15 protein-coding genes are annotated in these 19,767 nt (G+C 67.2%); 9 read left to right on the plus strand and 6 right to left on the minus strand.

From position 1 onward, the window contains the following. Positions 1-4 precede the first annotated feature (4 nt). Complete coding sequence (gene can, locus WC815_05465; protein MFA5908201.1) at positions 5-601, plus strand: carbonate dehydratase; 597 nt, start codon at positions 5-7, stop codon at positions 599-601. 33 nt (positions 602-634) lie between these two features. On the opposite strand, the gene fusA is transcribed toward can, so the two are convergent. The 6 genes from fusA to WC815_05495 are packed head-to-tail and all read right to left on the minus strand — an operon-like array spanning position 635 to position 8,710. Then, a complete protein-coding gene (gene fusA, locus WC815_05470; GenBank protein ID MFA5908202.1) occupies positions 635-2,728 on the minus strand; it encodes an elongation factor G in 2,094 nt (697 codons plus the stop codon). 49 nt (positions 2,729-2,777) lie between these two features. Beyond that, positions 2,778-4,082 (minus strand): ABC transporter permease, encoded by a 1,305-nt coding sequence (locus tag WC815_05475; GenBank protein ID MFA5908203.1) that lies wholly within the window; start codon positions 4,080-4,082, stop codon positions 2,778-2,780. Between the two features lie 14 nt (positions 4,083-4,096). Further along, positions 4,097-5,395 carry an ABC transporter permease gene (locus tag WC815_05480; GenBank protein ID MFA5908204.1) on the minus strand — a complete coding sequence of 433 codons (1,299 nt, stop codon included), beginning with the start codon at positions 5,393-5,395 and terminating at the stop codon, positions 4,097-4,099. Between the two features lie 3 nt (positions 5,396-5,398). Then, entirely contained in the window at positions 5,399-6,622 is a 1,224-nt protein-coding gene (locus WC815_05485) for an ABC transporter permease (protein ID MFA5908205.1), read from the minus strand. Positions 6,623-6,631: 9 nt separating this feature from the next. Next, positions 6,632-8,020, minus strand: coding sequence for an efflux RND transporter periplasmic adaptor subunit (locus tag WC815_05490; protein ID MFA5908206.1), 1,389 nt, complete (start codon positions 8,018-8,020; stop codon positions 6,632-6,634). A gap of 9 nt (positions 8,021-8,029) precedes the next feature. Continuing rightward, positions 8,030-8,710 carry a YIP1 family protein gene (locus tag WC815_05495; GenBank protein ID MFA5908207.1) on the minus strand — a complete coding sequence of 227 codons (681 nt, stop codon included), beginning with the start codon at positions 8,708-8,710 and terminating at the stop codon, positions 8,030-8,032. A gap of 173 nt (positions 8,711-8,883) precedes the next feature. Between WC815_05495 and traF the strand changes: the two genes are divergently transcribed. The 8 genes from traF to WC815_05535 all read left to right on the plus strand — a co-directional run bounded on the left by traF (position 8,884) and on the right by WC815_05535 (position 19,674). Further along, entirely contained in the window at positions 8,884-9,813 is a 930-nt protein-coding gene (traF, locus tag WC815_05500) for a conjugal transfer protein TraF (GenBank protein MFA5908208.1), read from the plus strand. A gap of 21 nt (positions 9,814-9,834) precedes the next feature. Next, positions 9,835-11,628 carry a type IV-A pilus assembly ATPase PilB gene (gene pilB / locus WC815_05505; protein ID MFA5908209.1) on the plus strand — a complete coding sequence of 598 codons (1,794 nt, stop codon included), beginning with the start codon at positions 9,835-9,837 and terminating at the stop codon, positions 11,626-11,628. Between the two features lie 57 nt (positions 11,629-11,685). Beyond that, positions 11,686-12,834 carry a type IV pilus twitching motility protein PilT gene (locus tag WC815_05510; GenBank protein ID MFA5908210.1) on the plus strand — a complete coding sequence of 383 codons (1,149 nt, stop codon included), beginning with the start codon at positions 11,686-11,688 and terminating at the stop codon, positions 12,832-12,834. 65 nt (positions 12,835-12,899) lie between these two features. Then, positions 12,900-14,120, plus strand: coding sequence for a type II secretion system F family protein (locus WC815_05515; protein MFA5908211.1), 1,221 nt, complete (start codon positions 12,900-12,902; stop codon positions 14,118-14,120). Continuing rightward, complete coding sequence (locus WC815_05520; protein MFA5908212.1) at positions 14,117-15,814, plus strand: ATP-binding protein; 1,698 nt, start codon at positions 14,117-14,119, stop codon at positions 15,812-15,814. Before WC815_05515 ends, WC815_05520 begins: the two co-directional genes overlap by 4 nt. After that, a complete protein-coding gene (locus WC815_05525) occupies positions 15,811-17,235 on the plus strand; it encodes a sigma-54 dependent transcriptional regulator (GenBank protein ID MFA5908213.1) in 1,425 nt (474 codons plus the stop codon). Before WC815_05520 ends, WC815_05525 begins: the two co-directional genes overlap by 4 nt. Positions 17,236-17,238: 3 nt before the next feature. Then, positions 17,239-18,840 (plus strand): glycosyltransferase family 39 protein, encoded by a 1,602-nt coding sequence (locus tag WC815_05530; GenBank protein MFA5908214.1) that lies wholly within the window; start codon positions 17,239-17,241, stop codon positions 18,838-18,840. A 285-nt stretch (positions 18,841-19,125) separates the two neighbouring features. Beyond that, on the plus strand, positions 19,126-19,674 hold the full coding sequence (locus tag WC815_05535; protein MFA5908215.1) for a prepilin-type N-terminal cleavage/methylation domain-containing protein: 549 nt from the start codon (positions 19,126-19,128) through the stop codon (positions 19,672-19,674). The last annotated feature ends 93 nt before the right edge of the window (positions 19,675-19,767 follow it).

The following is a 19,767-nucleotide window of genomic DNA, read 5'->3' on the forward strand; positions in this document are numbered from 1 at the left end:
GCGCATGGACTCGCTGACCAAGCTGCTCGACAACAACCGCGCCTGGGCCGCCGAACGCGTCAGGCGCGACCCGCGGTTCTTCACGCGGCTCGCCGGCCAGCAGGCCCCGGCCTTCCTGTGGATTGGCTGCTCCGACAGCCGGGTGCCGGCCAACGAGATCGTCGGCCTCGACCCGGGCGAGCTCTTCGTCCATCGCAACGTCGCCAACATCGTCGTCCACACCGACGTCAACTGCCTGTCGGTGCTGCAATACGCGGTGGACGTGCTGAAGGTGGGCCACGTCATCGTCTGCGGCCACTACGGCTGCGGCGGCATTCGCGCCGCGCTCGACGGCACCGCGCATGGCTTGATCGACAACTGGCTGCAGCACGTGCAGGACGTCCAGCACACACATCAGGCCGACCTACTGGGCCTCGCCGACGTTGACGCCCGCATCGATCGGCTCGCCGAACTCAACGTCATCGAGCAGGTGCGCAACATCGCGCGCACCACCATCGTCCAGGACGCGTGGCGGCGCGACCAGCCGCTTGAAATCCACGGCTGGATCTACGGCCTCAAGGACGGCCTGATCGACGACCTCGGCGTGTCGACTTCGGCATAGCCACCGACGCGCGGCGGCGGCGCGGGGCCCGGCTTAGGCCGGCTCCTCGGCGGCTTGGCCCCGCTCGGCCCTGGCGGTGGCGACAATCTTCTGCTGCAGGTGGCTGGGCACTTCGTCGTAGTGCGAGTACTCCATGTGGTACGAGCCGCGGCCGCCGGTCACCGAGGTGAGGTGCTGCTCGTAGGTCAGCATCTCCGACATCGGCACCTGCGCCTTGATCACCGTGGTCTGGCCGCGGGCCTCCATGCCCGAGATGCGGCCGCGCCGGCTGTTCAGGTCGCCCATCAGGTCGCCGGCGTGGTCTCCGGGCGTGTAGACCTCCACGTTCATCACCGGCTCGAGCAGGGTGGGGTGCGCCTTCGACATGGCGTCCTTGAACGCCAGCCAGCCGGCGGTCTTGAACGACAACTCGTTCGAGTCGACGTCGTGGTACGAGCCGTCGTAGAGGATCACGCGGAAGTCGACGACCGGGTATCCGGCCAGGTAGCCGCGCAGCCGTGACTCCTGGATGCCTTTTTCCACGGCCGGGATGAACTGCCGCGGAATCGAGCCGCCGAAGATGTCGTTGACGAACTCGAACTCGCTGCCGCGCGGCAGCGGCTCCATGCGGATCTTGCAGTCGCCGAACTGGCCGTGGCCGCCGGTCTGTTTCTTGTGGCGCCCGTGCGCCTCCACCTTCGCGGTGATGGTCTCGCGATAGGGAATGCGTGGCGGCTTGAGCAGCACGTCCACGCCGAAGCGCCGCTTCAGCTTGGCCACCGTCACTTCGATGTGCAGCTGTCCCTGCCCGGCGAGCAGCAATTCGTGGGTCTGCGGATCGCGCTGGTAGCGGATGCTGCCGTCTTCCTCTTCGAGGCGGTGCATCGCGGTGCTGATCTTGTCTTCGTCGCCGCGGCTCTTCGGCTCGATCGCGTACGACAGCACCGGTTCGGGGAAGGCGATCGGCGCGAAGGTCAGGCCGGCCGCCTTTTCGGCCAGGGTGTCGTTGGTGCGGGTGTCTTTCAGCTTGGCTACGGCGCCGAGGTCGCCGGCCTTGAGCTCGGGCACGTTGGTCGCGGTCTTGCCCTGCATCACGATCAGGTGGCCGAGCCGTTCCGGCGCGCCCTGCGTGGCGTTGTTGACGGTGGAGTCGGCCTTGAGCACGCCCTGGAAGACGCGGAACATGGTGATGCGGCCGGCGAACTGGTCGGCCACGGTCTTCCACACGAACGCCGCGTACGGCGCCTGGTCGTCGGCCGGGCGCGACGCGTTCTCGCCGTTGACCAGCGCGGTGAAGGGCCGTTCCGCCGGCGACGGTAGGTAGGCGAGCGTGGCGTCGAGCAGCGGCTGCACGCCGATGTTCCGCAACCCCGAGGTGCAGACCAGCGGGAAGATCTTCGCCGCCCGCGTCGCCCGGGCCAGGCCCTTCTCGAGCTCGTCCTGGGTGAGGGTGCCGGCGTCGAAGAACTTCTCCATGAGCGACTCGTCGGCTTCGGCCACCATCTCGATCAGCGCTTCGCGCGCGGATGCGGCGGCGCCGGCCAGCGCGGCGGGCACGGCGCCTTCGGTCATCTTGCCGGAGCCGTCGGCGGCGAACGTATGGGCCGTCATCGCCACCAGGTCGATGACGCCGGTGAACGACTTCTCCTCGCCGATTGGCAGCTGGATGGGGATGATGGCGCGGCCCAGCGTCTGGCGGACCGAGTCGAGCGTCCGCTCGAGCGAGGCGCGGTCGCGATCGAGCCGGTTGACCACGATCAGGCGCGGCAGTCCCTGCTCCTCGGCGACGGCCCAGGCCTTCTCGGTCTGCACTTCCACGCCGGCGACGCCGTCAACCACCACCAGGGCGGCGTCGGCGACGCGCAGCGCGGCGCGGGCATCGGTGAAGAAGTTGCCGAAACCGGGCGTGTCGATGAGGTTGATTTTGGTCTGGTTCCACTCGGCGTAGGCGAGGCTGGCCGAGAGGGTGTGCTTGCGGATGATTTCTTCTTCGTCGTAATCGGTGACCGTGGTCCCGTCGTCCACCAGCCCGAGGCGGTTCACCATGCCGGCGTCACACAACAAGGCCGACACCAACTGCGTCTTGCCAGACCCGCCGTGCCCCACTACAGCCACGTTGCGAATGCTGGCAGCGTCGTAGACCTTCATGGAAGGTACCCTCCCGGGCGACTACGCGCCCGCTAGGGACATCATAGAACTATTCGTATCTGAGCGCTTCGATGGGGTCGAGCCGCGAGGCGCGCCAGGCGGGGAGCATGCCGAAGAAGATGCCGATCGAGGCGGAGAAGCCCAGGCCGAGGGCGAACGACCACCAGGGCAGGGACACGGGGAAGCCCGAAATCAGGTTCACTCCGAGGCCGATGGCGCTGCCCATGACCACGCCCAGCAGGCCGCCGACGCTGGTCAGCACGGCCGCCTCGATCAGGAACTGCACCAGGATTTCGCGCCGGCGCGCGCCAATCGCCTTGCGGACGCCGATCTCGCGCGTGCGTTCGGTCACCGAGATGGTCATGATCGCCATCACGCCGATGCCGCCGACCATCAGCGCGATCGACGAGATTACGACCAGTGCCAGCAGGATGGCCGCCGAAATCTGATCCCACACGGCGAGGATCGCATCCGAGGTGACGAGGTCGAAGTCGTTCGGCTGGTCGAGGGTCAGGCCGTGACGAATGCGCATGATCGTCTCGATGTCGCGAATGGCCTCGTCGCGGTTGACGCCCTCGCGGGGCACGACCACGAGCATCGCCGGCATGCCGCCGAAGGGCCCGCGCCGGACCCGCTCGTTGCCGAACTGCTTGCGGAACGCGGTGTACGGCACGATCGCGAAATCGTCCTGGCCGAGGCTGAAGCCGCCCATGGCCGGCCGCTTGTCGACCACGCCCAGCACCGTGTATTCGATCGCGCCGATGCGGACCTGCTTGCCGATCGGATCGATGCCGCGGCCGCCGAACAGGGCATCGTAGGCGTTGAAGCCGATGACCGCGACCGGCCGGTTCCGCAGCACTTCCTGCTCGGTGAACGAGCGGCCGGCGAACATCCTGGCGAAGTTCACCTCGACGTACTTCTCGGTGGTCCCCATCACCGCGACCGGCCGCGTGCGCTCGCCGCGATAGAAGATCCGTTCGGTGATCGGTTGGGGCGGCCCGGCGCCGAGCCAGATGTCGACGATGCCGGCAGTGGTCGAGAGTTTTTCGACCGCCTGGGCGTCGGCGACGGTCAGGCTGGGCCGCCGCATCAGCGTCTGGAACGATGAGCCGGCCGCCAGGCTGACGCCGCTGAAGCGCGCCACCATGATGGTGTTCGGTCCCAGCGCGTTGATCGAGTCGCGCAACGACGAGTCGAAGCCTCGAATCAGCGACGTCATGCCGACGATCGAGGTGACGCCGATCACGACACCGAGCACCGTCAGCGCCGAGCGCATCTTGTTGCCGCGCAGCGTCGCCATCGCCATGTCGGCGGTTTCGCCGAGAAGTGCGAGTTGCTTGGTGAAGGCGGCCATGGCAGGACCTCTGCCTACTCGTAGCGGAGCGCTTCGATCGGGTCGAGGCGCGAGGCGCGCCAGGCGGGCAGCATGCCGAAGAAGATGCCGATCGAGGCGGAGAAGCCGAGGCCGAGGGCGAACGACCACCAGGGCAGGGACACCGGGAAGCCGGAGATCAGGTTCACGATCAGGCCGATGGCGCTGCCGCCCAGCACGCCGAGGATGCCGCCTACCGAGGTGAGGACCGCGGCCTCGATCAGGAACTGCACCAGGATCTCGCGGCGGCGCGCGCCAATCGCCTTGCGCACACCGATCTCGCGCGTGCGTTCGGTGACCGAGATGGTCATGATTGCCATCACGCCGATGCCGCCGACCATCAGCGCGATCGACGAAATCACCACCAGCGACAGCAGGATGGCGGCAGAAATCTGGTCCCAGACCGCGAGAATCGCGTCGGAGGTGACGAGATCGAAATCGTTGGGCTTGTCGAGCGTCAGGCCGTGGCGGATGCGCATGATCGTCTCAACCTCACGCATCGTTTCCTCGCGCGAGACGCCGTCGCGGGGCAGTACCGCGATCATGATCGGCATCCCCATCGGCCCGCGCTGGATGCGTTCGTGGCCGAACTGCTTGCGGAACGCCGTGTACGGCATGATCGCGAAATCGTCAGCCCCACCGAAGCCGCCAGGCGCCGGCCGCTTGCCGACCACCCCGAGAACGGTGTATTCGACGGTGCCGATGCGCACCGTCTTGCCGATCGGGTCGATCCCGCGTTTCTCGAACAAGGCCTGGTAGGGGCCGTAGCCGATCACCGCGACCGGTCTGCCGCGCCGCACTTCCTGCTCGGTGAATGCGCGCCCGACGTGCATCTTGGCGAAGTTGATGTTGACGTACTGTTCGGTGGTTCCCAGGATTCCGATCGGGCGCGTTCGTTCGCCGCCATAGAAGACCCGTTGCACCGGCGGCTGGCCTGGCCCGGCGCCCAGCCAGATGTCGGTCATGCCGACCGTCGTGCCGAGGCGCTCGATCGCCTGCATGTCAGCCAGCGTCAGGTTCGGGCGGCGCATCAGCTCCATGAACGACGCGCCCGAGGAGAAACTGAGACCGCCGAACTTCTGCACGAAGATGGTGTTCGGCCCGAGCGAGTTGATCGACTCGCGCAGCGAGGTGTCGAAGCCGCGGATCAGCGAGGTCATGCCGACGATCGAGGTGACGCCGATCACCACGCCGAGCACGGTCAGCGCCGATCGCATCTTGTTGCTGCGCAGCGTGCCGAAGGCCATGTCGGCCGTTTCGCGCAGTAAGGCGATTTGCTTGGTCAGGGCGGACATGGCTTATTCCCGGCGCAGGGCTTCGATCGGGTCCAGCGACGCGGCGCGGCGGGCCGGATAGTAGCCGAACACCAGGCCGACCAGCGCGGTGATGGTCACGCCCAGGATCACCGACCACGCCTCGACACTCGACGGCACCGGCGTCAGCGACGAGATGATGGTCGAGAACAGCGCGCCGAGCGCGATGCCGACGATGCCGCCGACGATCGACAGCGTGATCGACTCGGTCAGCACCTGCGACATGATGTCGCGCCGCTTGGCGCCGAGCGCCTTGCGCAGGCCGATCTCGCGGGTGCGCTCGCTCACCACCATCAGCATGATGTTCATGATCACGATGCCGCCGACCAGCAGCGACAGCCCGACGATGCCGACCAGCAGCACGGCGATGCCGGCGGTGGCCTGCTGGAAGATCCCGAGCACCGAATCGGAGGCGACGATGCCGAAGTTGTCGGGCTCGGCCGGCTTCAGGCCGCGCGCCACCCGCAGGGCGACGCGGGTTTCGTCCTTGGCCGTCGCCACCAGCGTCGCGTCGCGCGGCTTGATCATGATCTGCAGCGACTGCCGCGCCCCGAACAGCTTCTGGAACGACCCCAGCGGAATGACCACGAATTCGTCGAGCGACTGGCCGAAGGCGGCGCCCTTCTTCTTGCTGACGCCAACCACCGTGAACGGCACGCCGGCGATGCGAATGTCCTTGTCGAGCGGGTCGGCGGCGCCGAACAGGCGATCGGCCACGCCCCAGCCGATCAGCGCCACCAGTCGCTTGCGCGAGACCTCGGTCGGCGTCACCATGCGGCCGCGCTCGGCGTCGAACGTCGTGAAGTCCAGGTACTCCTCGCTGACGCCCTGCACCTGGATCGACTCCAGTTCCTCATCCCGGTAGGCGACCCGTGTCGAGGTCTGGGCCTGCGCCATCACCGAGTCGACCGCCTGCCCGAAGCGCTTGATCGCCGTCGCGTCCTTGAGCGTGACCAGCGGGTTGTTGCGCATCCGCTCGAACTCATCTTCGTTCTGCGTGATGCCCATCCGCTGGACCGTGAAGGAATCGGCGCCCAGGTCCGACACGATCGCGTCGGTGACCGCCTCGTTGACCCCGGTGATCAGCGCGACCACCGTGATAATTGACGACACCGCGACGATGTTGCCGAGCAGGGTCAGCAACGATCGGAGCTTGTTGGCCCAGATCGAGTCCAGCGCGAGCAGGATCGATTCGTAGAGCTGCGCCATCGGACCGCGCTATCCGCCAACCCGGACGCGCACGCCTGAGGCCGCGCCGCCTGCCGCGCCGGGGGCGCCCGCCTCACGCACGGCGTCGCCTTCGAACAGCGTCCGCACCGAATCGAAGGGTCCGGTGATCACTCGATCGCCGTCGGACAGGCCGCCCAGCACCTCAAGGTAGCGCTCACCAGCAATACCGAGCTTGACCTTGGTGAAGGCGGCCTTGCCGGCCTTGATCAGGAACACGCCTTCGACCTCTTCGCGCTTCTGGCCGGGCTGCAACTCGCGGCTCGCCGCCACCGGCGCCGGCGTGGCCGCAGCGCCGAACTGGAAGCGCGCCTTGGGCGGCCGCGGCTCGTTGACGATGTTGCCCTGCGCGTCGTAGACCAGCTCGCGCACGGTCAGCGACTGGATCGGCACTGCCGTGGCCTGCTGGCGCGTGGCGGTGGTGATCTCCGCCGTGCAGGTGAAGCCGGGCCGCACGTCGGGGATCTGCTGGTCGATGGTCACCACCACCTTGAAGTTGGTGGCGGTGCGCGTCGTCCCGGTGCCGGTCGTCTGGATCGGGCTGTTGCCGATCTCGGTGACCGTGCCGGTGAATTCCTGGTCCGGAATTGCGTCGATGGTGACCTTGGCCTTCTGGCCCATCTGCACGAACGGAATGTCGGTTTCATCGACTTCCACTTCGGCTTCGATCACCGACATGTCGGCCACCGTGAGCAGCACCGTGCCGGCGTTGTTCATGGTGCCGACCATCACGTTCTCGCCCTCTTCGATGTTGCGGCGCGTGACGATGCCGTCGAACGGCGCCTCGAAGCGCACCTGTGTCAGCGTGTGCCGGCTGCTGGCCAGCCCGGCCTGCTGCTGGTTGAGTTGCGTCTCGCGGTTCTTGATTTCCTGCTCGCGCGCCTTGAGATCGCTTTCGCGCATCTCGACCTCGGTCTGCGCCTTCTCCAGCGATTCCCGCGTGGTCAGGCCGGCGGCCGACAGCTCCTGCTGGCGCTTGAGGGTCTGCCGCGCGCTCTCGAGCGCGGCGCGCGAGCTTTGCAGCGAGGCCTTGGACTGCTCGAGGCCGGTCAGGGCGCCCTGCACCGCCGCTTCGTCGCGGCGCACCGAGGCTTCGGCGTTGACCGGATCGATCTGCAGCAGGAACTGGCCCGCCTTGACGTGGTCGCCTTCCTTCACCCCGAGCCGGGTCACGCGGCCCATCGACTGGGCGCTGATGTTCACCGTCTTCTTGGGATCGATCTTGCCAGAGGCCGACACGATCGCTTCGAGATCGCGCTTCTGGATGTTCTCGGCCGTCACCGAGACGCCGGTCTCACCGCGACGGGCGAAGTATGCGCTGGCGCCACCGCCGACGATGACGAGCGCGATTACGACGAGAAGCCACTTCCTGCGAAACACGTGTCCCCCTTACTGAGCTCCGAGCACCGCGAAGACCGCGGCGACCACTGCCGCGATCCCGACATACGCCGCCAACAGGCGCCACAGGTAATGGCGCGCCTGGCGTCCGGTGGCCGCCGCCAGCCCCACCGCCAGCAGCCACACCCACCACAACCCGAACACATCGATCGACCCCAGCAACCGGGCCGGCACGCTGCCTTCTTCGAGCATCCGCAGCACGCCCGCGATGTTGGTGGGGCTGGTCAGCGATTCCCGAACGAAGTGCAGCGGCGTCGCCACGATCTGCTGCAACACCAGCACCACGCTGGCGTGGACGGTCACCGCGAGGGCCACCACGTACCGGACCCTGGCCCCGTCGAGCGCCGCCAGCGCCATCAAACCCGCGGCGACGAGCAACGTGATTGCGGGCGTCAACAGTAGTCGCCCGCCGCTCGTCAAATACACCAGCCACGGAGGATTGGCCTGCAGCCCGGCGTACGCGGCATCATCCACGCGGCCACCGAGCGCTTCAATCACGCGAACCCGCTCGTCCACCAGCGCCTGCCGGCCCACGCCCGTGGAGAGCAACGCCCACGCGCAAACCATCAGCACCGCGAGCAGTGCGACCCATGTCGCGACGAAGGCCGGGCGGCGTACCACCTCGGTCATCGTGGCCCTGGGGTGCCACAGCACACCGATCATGCGCCGCATCTACACGATCCTTTGGAGTTTGATACGAATCTCGATGGCCATTGGTTTCCTTGACAGGCTTCCAAACCGCTGAATACGATGGACTTGCCACGCCGAAGCGCCTCGCGGAGGCGGGCTTTCGCAGTCTTCCCTTCCGTCAGCAGCGGTTTTCGTAGGTTCAAAAATAATATTTCATGTCGTCAAATAGAAGCAACCTGAAGCTGCTGGTGCTGATCCTGTCACTGGCGGCCGCCTCGCGGGCCGAAGCTCAATCAACACTAGGGGTTCGGGCAAATGGGATGGGCGGGGCCTTTGTCGGGGTTGCAGACGACGCTTCAGCAGTCTATTGGAACCCGGCCGGGCTGGCTACGGGGGCTTTTGTCAGCCTTAGCCTGGAGTTCGGGCGGGTCGAGCCGGCCGGCACGGCCGACGCCTTGAAGCACTCTTTACTGGCGTTTTCCCTGCCTCCGGTGGGCCTGGCCTACTACCGGCAGGGGGCCTTTGCCGAGAGGGCACCAGAGGCTGCAGTGACGGGCTCTCAAGGCCGAGAAGAAGTGCGGCGCAGTGTGCACGCGCTCACGACCTCGACGATCGCGTTGAGCTTGCTGCATTCACTGAGCGAGTACATCGTCGTGTCTGCCACGCCGAAGGTGGTGTGGGGTGGCGACTCGGTCAAGGCCGACGTGGACGCGAGCGCGATGGTGGCCGTTGATCGATTTCGTGTGGGTTTGGTGGCGCGCAACCTGGCCAGCCCGTCGTTCGACCTTGACGCCACCGGGCGTGAATCGGTCGAGCTGCAGACCGAGGTCCGGCTGGGCGCCGGGTGGGGATCGGGATGGCCCGGCCACTCCCGCGTCGTGGTGGCGGTGGACGGAGACGTGATGGACCGTCCCACGCCGAGCGGTGACCGCCGCGACGTGGCCGCGGGCGTGGAGACCTGGTGGCGGGATCGTCGCTTTGGTGTGCGCGGCGGCTTGCGCGGCAGTACCGTTGGAGAAGCGCGGGCCGTGGCCACGGCGGGCGCGTCGGCCGCGTTGTCGGCGGGGCTGTATGTGGAGGGCCATGTCGCGCGCGGGCAGGCCGACGAGCGCTCGTGGAGCCTGGGATTGCGATATTCGTTCTAGGGGAGGACGCACTAGTCAGTCATGGCGGTAAGGATTGGTGAACTGCTTCTCAAGGAGAAGCGAATCACGGCGGTCCAACTTCAGGAAGCCCTGACCTATCAGAAGCAGAACGGGGGGAAGCTCGGCGCCAACCTCGTGAAGATGGGCTACGTGAAGGATGAGGAAATCACCGCGCTGCTCTCGAAGCAGTACGGCGTGCCCTCGATTGCCCTGAACCAGTTCGAGATCGATCCGGCGGTGATCAAGCTGGTGCCCGCCGAAACCGCCCGCAAGTACCAGATCGTCCCGCTCAGCCGCGCCGGTGCCACGCTGACCATCGCGATGACGGACCCCACCAACGTCTTCGCCATGGACGACGTCAAGTTCATGACCGGCTACAACGTCGAGCCGGTGGTGGCGTCGGAAACGGCGGTGCTCGACTCCATCGACAAGTACTACGGCATCGGCGGCCCGGCCCAGACGCAGGCCTCGCGCGGCGGCGCCACGGCGATGGGGGTCTCCGACAACCAGGGCGAGAGCGCGCTCGACGTCGCGGCGCGCTCCCTCGCCGACCTGCCGACGATGCTTGGCGACACCGCCGACGTCGAGGTGATCGAAGACCTCGAGGAAATCAGCGCCGAGATGCTCACCCGGCAGGGTGAAGAGGCGCCGGTCATCAAGCTGGTGAACGTCATCCTGATGTCGGCGATTTCCAAGGGCGCCAGCGACATCCACATCGAGCCGTACGAGAAGGAATACCGCGTCCGTTACCGCATGGACGGCATTCTCTACAACATCATGTCGCCGCCGCTGAAGATGCGCGACGCCATCACCTCGCGCGTCAAGATCATGGCGAAGCTCGACATCGCCGAGAAGCGCCTGCCGCAGGACGGCCGCATCAAGCTCCGCTTCAGCGATGCCGGCCAGGCCAAGGACATCGACTTCCGCGTCTCGTGCCTGCCGACCTTGTTCGGTGAGAAGATCGTGATGCGCCTGCTCGACAAGGGCAAGTTGATGCTCGACATGACCAAGCTCGGCTTCGAGCAGGAATCGCTGGCGAAGCTCGAGGCGCAGATTCAGAAGCCGTGGGGCATGGTGCTGGTGACGGGCCCGACCGGCAGCGGCAAGACCAACACGCTGTACTCGTCGATCTCGAAGCTGAACACCCCCGAGACCAACATCATGACGGCCGAAGACCCGGTCGAGTTCAACCTGCTCGGCGTCAATCAGGTGCAGGTGCGCGAGAGCATCGGGCTCAACTTCGCCGCCGCCCTCCGCAGCTTCCTGCGCCAGGACCCGAACATCATCCTGGTCGGCGAAATCCGCGACTTCGAGACCGCGGAAATCGCGGTCAAGGCGGCGCTCACCGGCCACCTCGTGCTGTCGACGCTGCACACCAATGACGCGCCCAGCACCATCAGCCGATTGATGAACATGGGCATCGAGCCGTTCCTGGTCGCCAGCTCGCTCAATCTCGTGTGCGCCCAGCGCCTGGTGCGGCGGGTGTGCGTCAACTGCAAGGTCGAGGACGAGCTGCCGCCGGCGGCGATGGAGCAGGTCGGCTTTTCGCGCGAAGACGCGCAGTCGGTGAAGCCCAAGAAGGGCACCGGCTGCGAGAAGTGCCTGAAGACCGGGTACAAGGGCCGCGTCGGCCTCTACGAAGTGATGGAAATCACCGACGAATTGCGCGAGTTGATCCTGGTCGGCGCCTCGGCGCTGGAAATTCGGCGGAAAGCCATCGAAGAGGGCATGATTACCCTGCGCGGCAGCGGGCTGCGGAAGATCAAGGACGGCGTGACGACGATCGAAGAAGTGTTGCGCGAGACGGTGAAGTAACCGACGGTGACAGCATTGTGTAGCGTCCGGCTTTAGCCGGACCCTCTGAGAAAACTTATGGCCACGCTACCGGATCTCCTCAAGCAGACCGTCGAACTGAGCGGCTCGGACCTGCACCTGTCGATCGGCTCGGCGCCCCAGGTGCGCGTGCACGGCGAGCTGCAGAAGCTCGACTACCCGGAGCTGACGCCCTCCGACACCAAGTCGCTGGCCTATGCCGTGCTGACCGACGCGCAGAAGAAGCGGTTCGAAGAGACGCTGGAGCTGGACTTCTCGTTCGGCATCCGCGGCGTCGCCCGCTTCCGCTGCAACATGTTCAACCAGAAGGGCGCGGTCGGCGCCGTCTACCGCCAGATTCCCGAGAAGATCCGGACCTTCGAGGAGCTGGGCCTGCCGGCGGTGCTGGCCAAGATGGCGGAGCGGCCGCGCGGCCTCGTGCTGGTGACCGGGCCGACCGGCAGCGGCAAGTCCACCACGCTGGCGGCGATGATCGACAAGATCAACACCGAGCGCCACGGCCACATCCTGACCGTGGAAGACCCGATCGAGTACCTGCACCAGCACAAGAACTGCCTGATCAACCAGCGCGAGCTGCACAGCGACACCCAGAGTTTCACCGCCGCCTTGCGCGCCGCCCTCCGCGAAGACCCGGACGTGGTGCTGATCGGCGAAATGCGCGACCTCGAGACGGTGGAGTCGGCGCTGCGCATCGCCGAAACCGGCCACCTCACGTTCGGCACGCTGCACACCAACTCGGCGTCGTCCACCATCAACCGCATCATCGACGTGTTCCCGTCGCACCAGCAGTCGCAGATCCGCACGCAGCTGTCGCTGGTGGTCGAGGGCATCGTCTGCCAGGCGCTGCTGCCGCGCGCCGACGGCAAGGGCCGCACCGTGGCGCTCGAGATCCTGGTGCCGACGCCCGGCATCCGCAACCTGATCCGCGAGGACAAGGTCCACCAGATCTACTCGGCGATGCAGACCGGCCAGGAAAAACTCGGCATGCAGACGATGAACCAGTCGCTGGCGACGTTATACTTCCGCCGCCTGATTACCCTCGACACGGCGATCAACGCCTCGTCGAACCGGGAGGAGCTGCAGGAGATGATCAATCGCGGCGCCGGCGTCGTCGCCGGGGCCGGCATGGGCGGCCGTCCGGGCGGCCCGGGCGCGGGACCGCGGCCGCCGATGCGGCCCGGGACGTAAGGACGGTTCGGATAAAGGTGCCTCCCCCCAATCGACGATCGAGACACTGATATCGGAGATTGATTATGGCGACTTTTGCATTCTCAGGACGGACCCGGACCGGCGAAGCGGTCTCGGGCGAACGCATCGGCGACACCATGGACGCGGTGGTGGCGGCGCTGCGCCGCGAGCAGATCCAGGTCACCCGCATCCAGCCGGCCAAGGCCAGGTCGGCCGCCGCCGCGGTGATCAAGCCGCTCAAGGCGCGCAGCGTGCCGGCCAAGAACCTGGCGGTGTTCACGCGCCAGTTCTCGGTGATGATCGACGCCGGCCTGCCGCTGGTGCAGTGCCTCGACATCCTGGGCAACCAGGAGGAGCACAAGTACTTCGCCCAGGTGATCCTGGCGACGCGCAGCGACGTCGAGGGCGGCATGTCGCTCGCCGAGGCCATGAAGCGGCACCCGAAGGTGTTCGACGCGCTGTTCTGCAACATGATCGCCGCCGGCGAAGCGGGCGGCATCCTCGACACCATCCTGAAGCGCCTGGCCGTCTACATCGAGAAGGCCGTCAAGCTGAAGGGCCAGGTCCAGTCGGCGATGATTTACCCGATCGCGGTCATTGCCATCGCCGGCATCGTGATCGGCGTCATCCTGTGGAAGGTCATCCCGACCTTTGCCTCGCTGTTCGCCGGTCTCGGCGCGACGCTGCCGCTGCCGACGCGAGTGGTGATTGCGCTCAGCAACAACCTGATCCGCTTCATGCCGGTCTTGTTCGTGCTGTTTTTCGCCGGCGGCTGGGCGTTCCGCACCTACTACGCCACGCCGAAGGGCCGCCGCATGATCGACGCGATTGCGCTGAAGCTGCCGATCCTCGGGCCCATTCTGCGCAAGATCGCGGTGGCGCGCTTCTGCCGCACGCTGTCGACGCTGATGGCGTCGGGCGTGCCGATTCTCGACGGCCTCGACATCACCGCCAAGACCTCGGGCAATGCGATCATCGAAGACGCCATCCTGATCACGCGCAAGAGCATCGAACGCGGCGAGACCATCTCGGCGCCGCTCAAGGAGACCGGCGTCTTCCCCGGCATGGTGTGCCAGATGATCAGCGTCGGCGAGGCGACCGGCGCCCTCGACACCATGCTGAGCAAGATCGCCGACTTCTACGAGGAAGAAGTGGACGTCGCCGTGGAAGGCCTGCTGACCCTGCTCGAGCCGCTGATGATCGCGCTGCTCGGCGGCGCCGTCGGCGGCATCGTCATCGCGATGTACATGCCGATCTTCGACTTGATCAGCAAGCTGACGGGATGAAGCAGGGGACCCTCCGGCAGCGGCTGGCGGCGCACATCGCCGTCCGCCTGGTGGTGGCGACCGTGCTGCTCGGATCGGCCCTCGTGGTCCAGCTGCGCTTTCCCGGCATCTGGCCGGTCAACCCGTATTTCTTCCTGATCGCCGTCACCTACGCGGTGAGCCTCGGCTTCATCGGGTCCCTGCGGTTCGTGGACCGGTGGCCGTGGCTCACCGACGTGCACTTCGCCCTCGACGCCATGATCATCTCGGCCGCGGTGTTCGTGACCGGCGGCGTCGAGAGCCTGTTCACCATCCTCTACATGCTGCCGATCGTCGCCGCCGCCTCGGTGCAGTTCCGGCGCGGCGGGCTGCAGATGGCGGCGCTGAGCGCCATCCTGTTCATCGGCCTCGTGCTGCTGCAGTACCTCTACATCAGCGGCAACATCGACCTGCCGTTCACGCCGCCGGCGTCGGTCGAGCTGCCGCCGGCCAACGAGGCGCAGTACACCGTGGCGATCAACACGTTCGGGTTCTTCGCCGTGGCGCTGTTGAGCGGCTCGCTGGCGGAGCGGGCGCGGCGCGGCGAGGCGCAGCTGGAGCAGGCGACCGAGGAGATCGCCGACCTGCAGGCGTTCAACCAGTACGTGCTCGACAACCTGCTGAGCGGGCTGGCCACCGCCGACGCCCAGAACCGCCTGCTCACCTTCAACCGCTCGGCCGTGCTGATCACCGGGCGCAGCGGCGCCCTGCCGATCGGCGAGCCGGCCGCCGCCGTGCTGCAGCTGCCCGGCGCCTTTGCCGCGACCCTCTCGCAGGACCTGGCGCGGGTGCGCAGCAAGCGCATCGACTACCAGTTCCAGCGCGCCGACGGCCGGGTGATCGAGCTGGGCGTGAGCGCCGCCGCGCTGCCGCTGCCGGACGGCACCCGCGGGCACCTCTACACCTTCCAGGACGTCACCGACGTCAAGCGTTTCGAGCAGGACGCGCGGCTGCAGCAGCGGCTCGCCGCGGTCGGCGAGATGGCGGCCGGCATCGCTCACGAAATCCGCAACCCGCTCGCCTCGATGTCGGGCTCGATGCAGATGCTGAAGCAGGAATTGCCGCTCTCGGGCGACCAGGCGCAGTTGATGGACATCGTGCTGCGCGAGTCGGAACGCCTCAACCAGACCATCAAGTCGTTCCTCGCCTATGCCCGTCCCCAGCGGTTCCAGGTGCAGCGGCTCGACTTGCGGACCGCGGTCCAGGAAACGGCGATGCTGCTGCGGAACAGCCCCGAGGTGGAAGAACGGCACACCATCGAGGTGGGGCAGGCCGACCACGAAGTGATGATCGACGCCGACGAAGGGCAGGTCCGGCAGATCGTCTGGAACCTCGCCACCAACGGCCTGCGCGCCATGCCCGGCAGCGGCACGCTGACGCTGAGCGCGCTCGAGGAGGCCGATGGCGACCAGCGCACCGCCGTGCTGCTGGTCGAAGACGAGGGCGTCGGCATTGCCCCCGAAGACGCCGATGCCATCTTCCAGCCCTTCCGCGGCTCGTTCGGCAAGGGCACCGGGCTCGGCCTGGCCATCGTGCATAGCATTGTCAGCGACTACGGCGGGCACATCGACGTCAAGTCCCGCCCGGTCCGCGGCACCACCTTCCGCGTGACCTTTCCGTCGGCGCGTCCCGCCGGCCGCACCCCGCAGTCGATCATGGAAGGGCAGGCGTCGTGAAGAGGCCCGCCGAGCGGGCCGCGGCCACCAAGCCGCGCATCCTGATCGTCGACGACGAGCAGTCGATGCGCGAGTGGATGCGCCTGCTGTTCCAGCGCGACGGCTTCGACGTGCTGACCGCGGAAGACGGTGTCACCGCCCGCGACCTGGTGACGCGCGAATTCCTCGACGTGGTGCTCACCGACATCCGCATGCCGCGCCTCGACGGGGTGCAGCTGCTCAAGGCCGTCCGCGACCTCGCCCCCGACGCCGTCGTCCTGATGATGACCGCCCACTGGACGCGCGATTCGATCGAGTGGGCCGACGCGCGCGAGCTGGGCGCCGAGGCGCTGTTCGAAAAGCCGTTTCGCGACGTCAACCTGGTGACCATGCAGGTCCGCCAGTTGCTCGAGTCGCGCCGGCTCCGCCACGAGAACGCCGTGCTGCGGCAGACCACCGCCGCGCCGGGGTTCGCCGGGATCATCGGGCGGAGCCCGGTGATGCTGGAGGTGTTCCACCTGGTGGAGACGGTGTGCCGGACCAACAGCACCGTGCTCATCTCCGGGGAATCGGGGACCGGCAAGGAGCTGGTCGCGCGCGCCATGCACAACCTGTCGCTGCGCAGCGGCCATCCGTTCGTGGCCGTCAACTGCGGGGCCATGCCCGAGGCGCTGCTCGAATCCGAACTCTTCGGCCACGTCCGCGGCGCCTTCACCGGCGCCGACAAAGACAAGAAGGGCCTGATCGAAGCGGCCGATGGCGGCACCGTGTTCCTGGACGAGATCGGCGAGATGACCCCCGCGATGCAGGTGAAACTGCTGCGCGTGTTGCAGGAGCGCACCTATCGGCGCGTCGGCGGCACCGAGGAGGCGCCGGCCAACATCCGCGTGATCGCCGCCACCAACCGGGCGCTGCCGAAGCTGGTGGGCGAAGGCAAGTTCCGCGAAGACCTGTTCTATCGCCTCAACGTGATTCCGGTGACGCTGCCGCCGCTCCGCGACCGCGGCGACGACGTGCTGCTGATTGCCGACTACGCGCTCGCGAAGTACGGCCGCGAGATGGGGCGGCACATCGACGGCTTCTCGCCGGACGCCGCCGCCGCGCTGCGCGCCTATCCGTGGCCCGGCAACGTCCGCGAGCTCGAGAACGTGATCGAGCGCGCAGTGGCGCTGGAATCACAGCCACGCGTGCAGCTGGGCACGCTTCCCGAGAACCTCCGCAGCGGCCAGCCGACGACGCCGGTGGGGAGCCCTGCGGGCAACGGCGAGGTGGGCGACGCCGGCCCGGGATTCAACCTGGAGCGCCACCTCCAGGACATCGAGCGGTCGCACCTCGAACGCGCGCTCGAACGTTCCGGCGGGGTGCAGACGAGGGCCGCCGACGTGCTGGGCCTCAGCTTCCGGCAGTTCCGCTACCTCGCCAAGAAGTACGGGCTCAAGTAGCGCATGCCTTCCCGCCTGTCGTGGCGATTGGCGCCGGCCGCCGCCGGCGCGGCGGCGCTGGCCATCTACCTGCTGCGCCTCGACCACGCCGCCGGCCTCATCGTCGACGATGCGTGGTACATGGTGCTGGCCAAGGCGCTGGCGCAGGGCGACGGCTACAAGTTGATCAGCGCGGCCGGCGGCGCCATCCTGCCGGCCGTGCCGCCGGGCTTTCCGTTGCTGCTCGCACCGGTGTTCCTGTTCGCCCCGCAATTCCCGGACAACATCGCGTGGCTCAAGGCCGTGTCAATCGTCGCCATGCTGGCCACCGGCCCGGCGTCGTACTGGTATTTCGTCCGCTACCGGAACCTGCTGCCGTCGGTGGCGGCGATGCTGGCGTTCGCCATCGTCACGCTGCCGGCGTTCGTGTTCCTGGCCACCTCCACGGTGATGGCCGAGTGCGTCTTCACGTTCGCGCAGGTGGTGACGGTGGTGTGGCTGGAACGCAGCGCGCGGCGCGACCAGGCGACGAAGGATGTCGCGATCGCAGGCGTGCTGGCGGCGGCGACCGTGCTGATTCGGATCGCCGGTGTCGCGCTGGTCGTGGCGGGCGTGGCGTATTTGATCAAGGTGCGGCTCTGGAAGCGCGCGGCCGGGTTTGCCGTGGTCGTGGCCGTGTGCCTCGTGCCGTGGCTGCTCTACGCGCAAACCCACCAGCCCACGCCCGAGCAGCGGCGCGCGAACGGCGGCGCCATGGCGCATTCCTACCTCGAGTTGCTGACGATGAGCCGTACCGGCGATCCCAACTCGCCTCGCGTGACCGCCGCCGGCGTCGCCGGACGCATCGTCCGCAATGCGGTGAACATCCTGGGTCGCGACCTGGGCGCCATCGTGATGCCGGTGTTGTATCGCGGGCCCGACGAGAGCGGGCAGGAAGTCATTGCCGTCGGCGGGAGCGAAGGCACTCAGGTGTCCAGCATGGGCGGCGCCGGCGCCACGATGGTGGTGTCGTTCGCGATCAGCGTCATCACGCTGATCGGGTTCGCCGGCTCGGTGCGATCGCGCGTGACGCTGGCCGAGCTGCTCGTGCCGACGACGCTGGCCATGATCGCACTGGTGGGTGCGCAGTCGTATCGCTACGTGGTGCCGCTCGCACCGTTCCTGCTGCTGTATTTCTGGCGGGGCACCGACGCGGTGTGGGCGCCGATGGTGCGCGTCATTCGCGGTTCGGCGGTGCCGGCCCGGGCGGCGAGCGTCGGGTGGCTGGTCGTCATCGGCTTCAACCTGGTGGACCACGCGCTCTACATCCGGATCAAGAACACCGCCCTGTCATCCGAATGGGTTCGGCTGGCGCGCGAAGCCGACGAGGTGCTGGTCTGGATGAACCAGCATCTCGAGGACGAGGGGGCGGTGGCGTCGACCAACCCGGGCCTGGTGTTCCTGCGGACGAGGCGCCCGGCGTATGCGCCGACCGACCTGATCACGGATTGGCCACGCTGGAAGGCCGACGGGGTGCGCTACGTCGTGGCACTGCGCAAGGTCGGATTGCCGGCGGCCAGGCTGGGTTACGAGGTCCGCTACCAGACGGCGGGGCACGGGTTCTGGATCATCGAGGTGGCGCCCTGAGCGGGCCTTCCGCCGGGGCAGTGCAACCCCGTGCAGTTGACAAGAACTGCCAGGGACGCCTGACGGAAAGTGTCACTTTTCTCGCCGGCTGGGCGCACAAGGCCGCCTAACGGCGCCGGCCCATGTGCCGATAAAGCACCTGTAGACAGAGAGTTAGTTCAAGGCTCGGCCTCTGGAGACCTGGGTGGTACGCGGGTTGCTATAGGACGGGTATGCGATGCCGCCTAATGGGCGGCGTCGTCAAGAGAATAGACCGTAACCTGGTGAATTTTAGGAGACAGCATCATGCGCATCCGCAGCAACAAGGGCTTCACGCTCATCGAACTGCTCATCGTCGTGGCGATTATCGGCATCATCGCGGCCATCGCCGTCCCCGGCCTTCTGCGCGCCCGCATGTCGGGCAACGAGGCTTCGGCCATCGGCTCGATGCGCGCCATCAACAGCTCGCAGCAGGCCTTCTCGTCCAGCTGCGCCAACGGGTTCTACGCGGCAGCGCTGACCGACCTTGACGCCCCGGCCGCCGGCGGCGCCCCGTTCATCAGCCCCGACCTCATGCTGGCGACAACGTTCAGCAAGAGCGGCTACGACATCGACATGGGCGCCGGCACCGTCAACAACTCGGCGGGCACGCTGGTCGCCTGCAACGGCACGGCTGCCGCCTCCCTGACCAGCACCTACTGGGCGACCGCCGACCCGACCACCGCCGGCTCCACGGGTGTGCGCCACTTCTGGACGAACACTCTGGGCACGATCTTCTTCAATGCGGCCGCGGCCATCGCCTCTACCGACGGCTCCACCGGCATCGTCGCAGCGGACGGCTTGCCTCTCCAGTAGGAAGCTGGGTTCGACTCGGGATTTCGGCGAGGGGGTTCGGTGCAAACCGGACCCCTTCGTCGTGTCCGCCCCTACGCCGGGCAATGACGTGGC

The organism is Vicinamibacterales bacterium, from assembly GCA_041659285.1.
Taxonomy (GTDB): Bacteria; Acidobacteriota; Vicinamibacteria; order Vicinamibacterales; family UBA2999; genus 12-FULL-67-14b.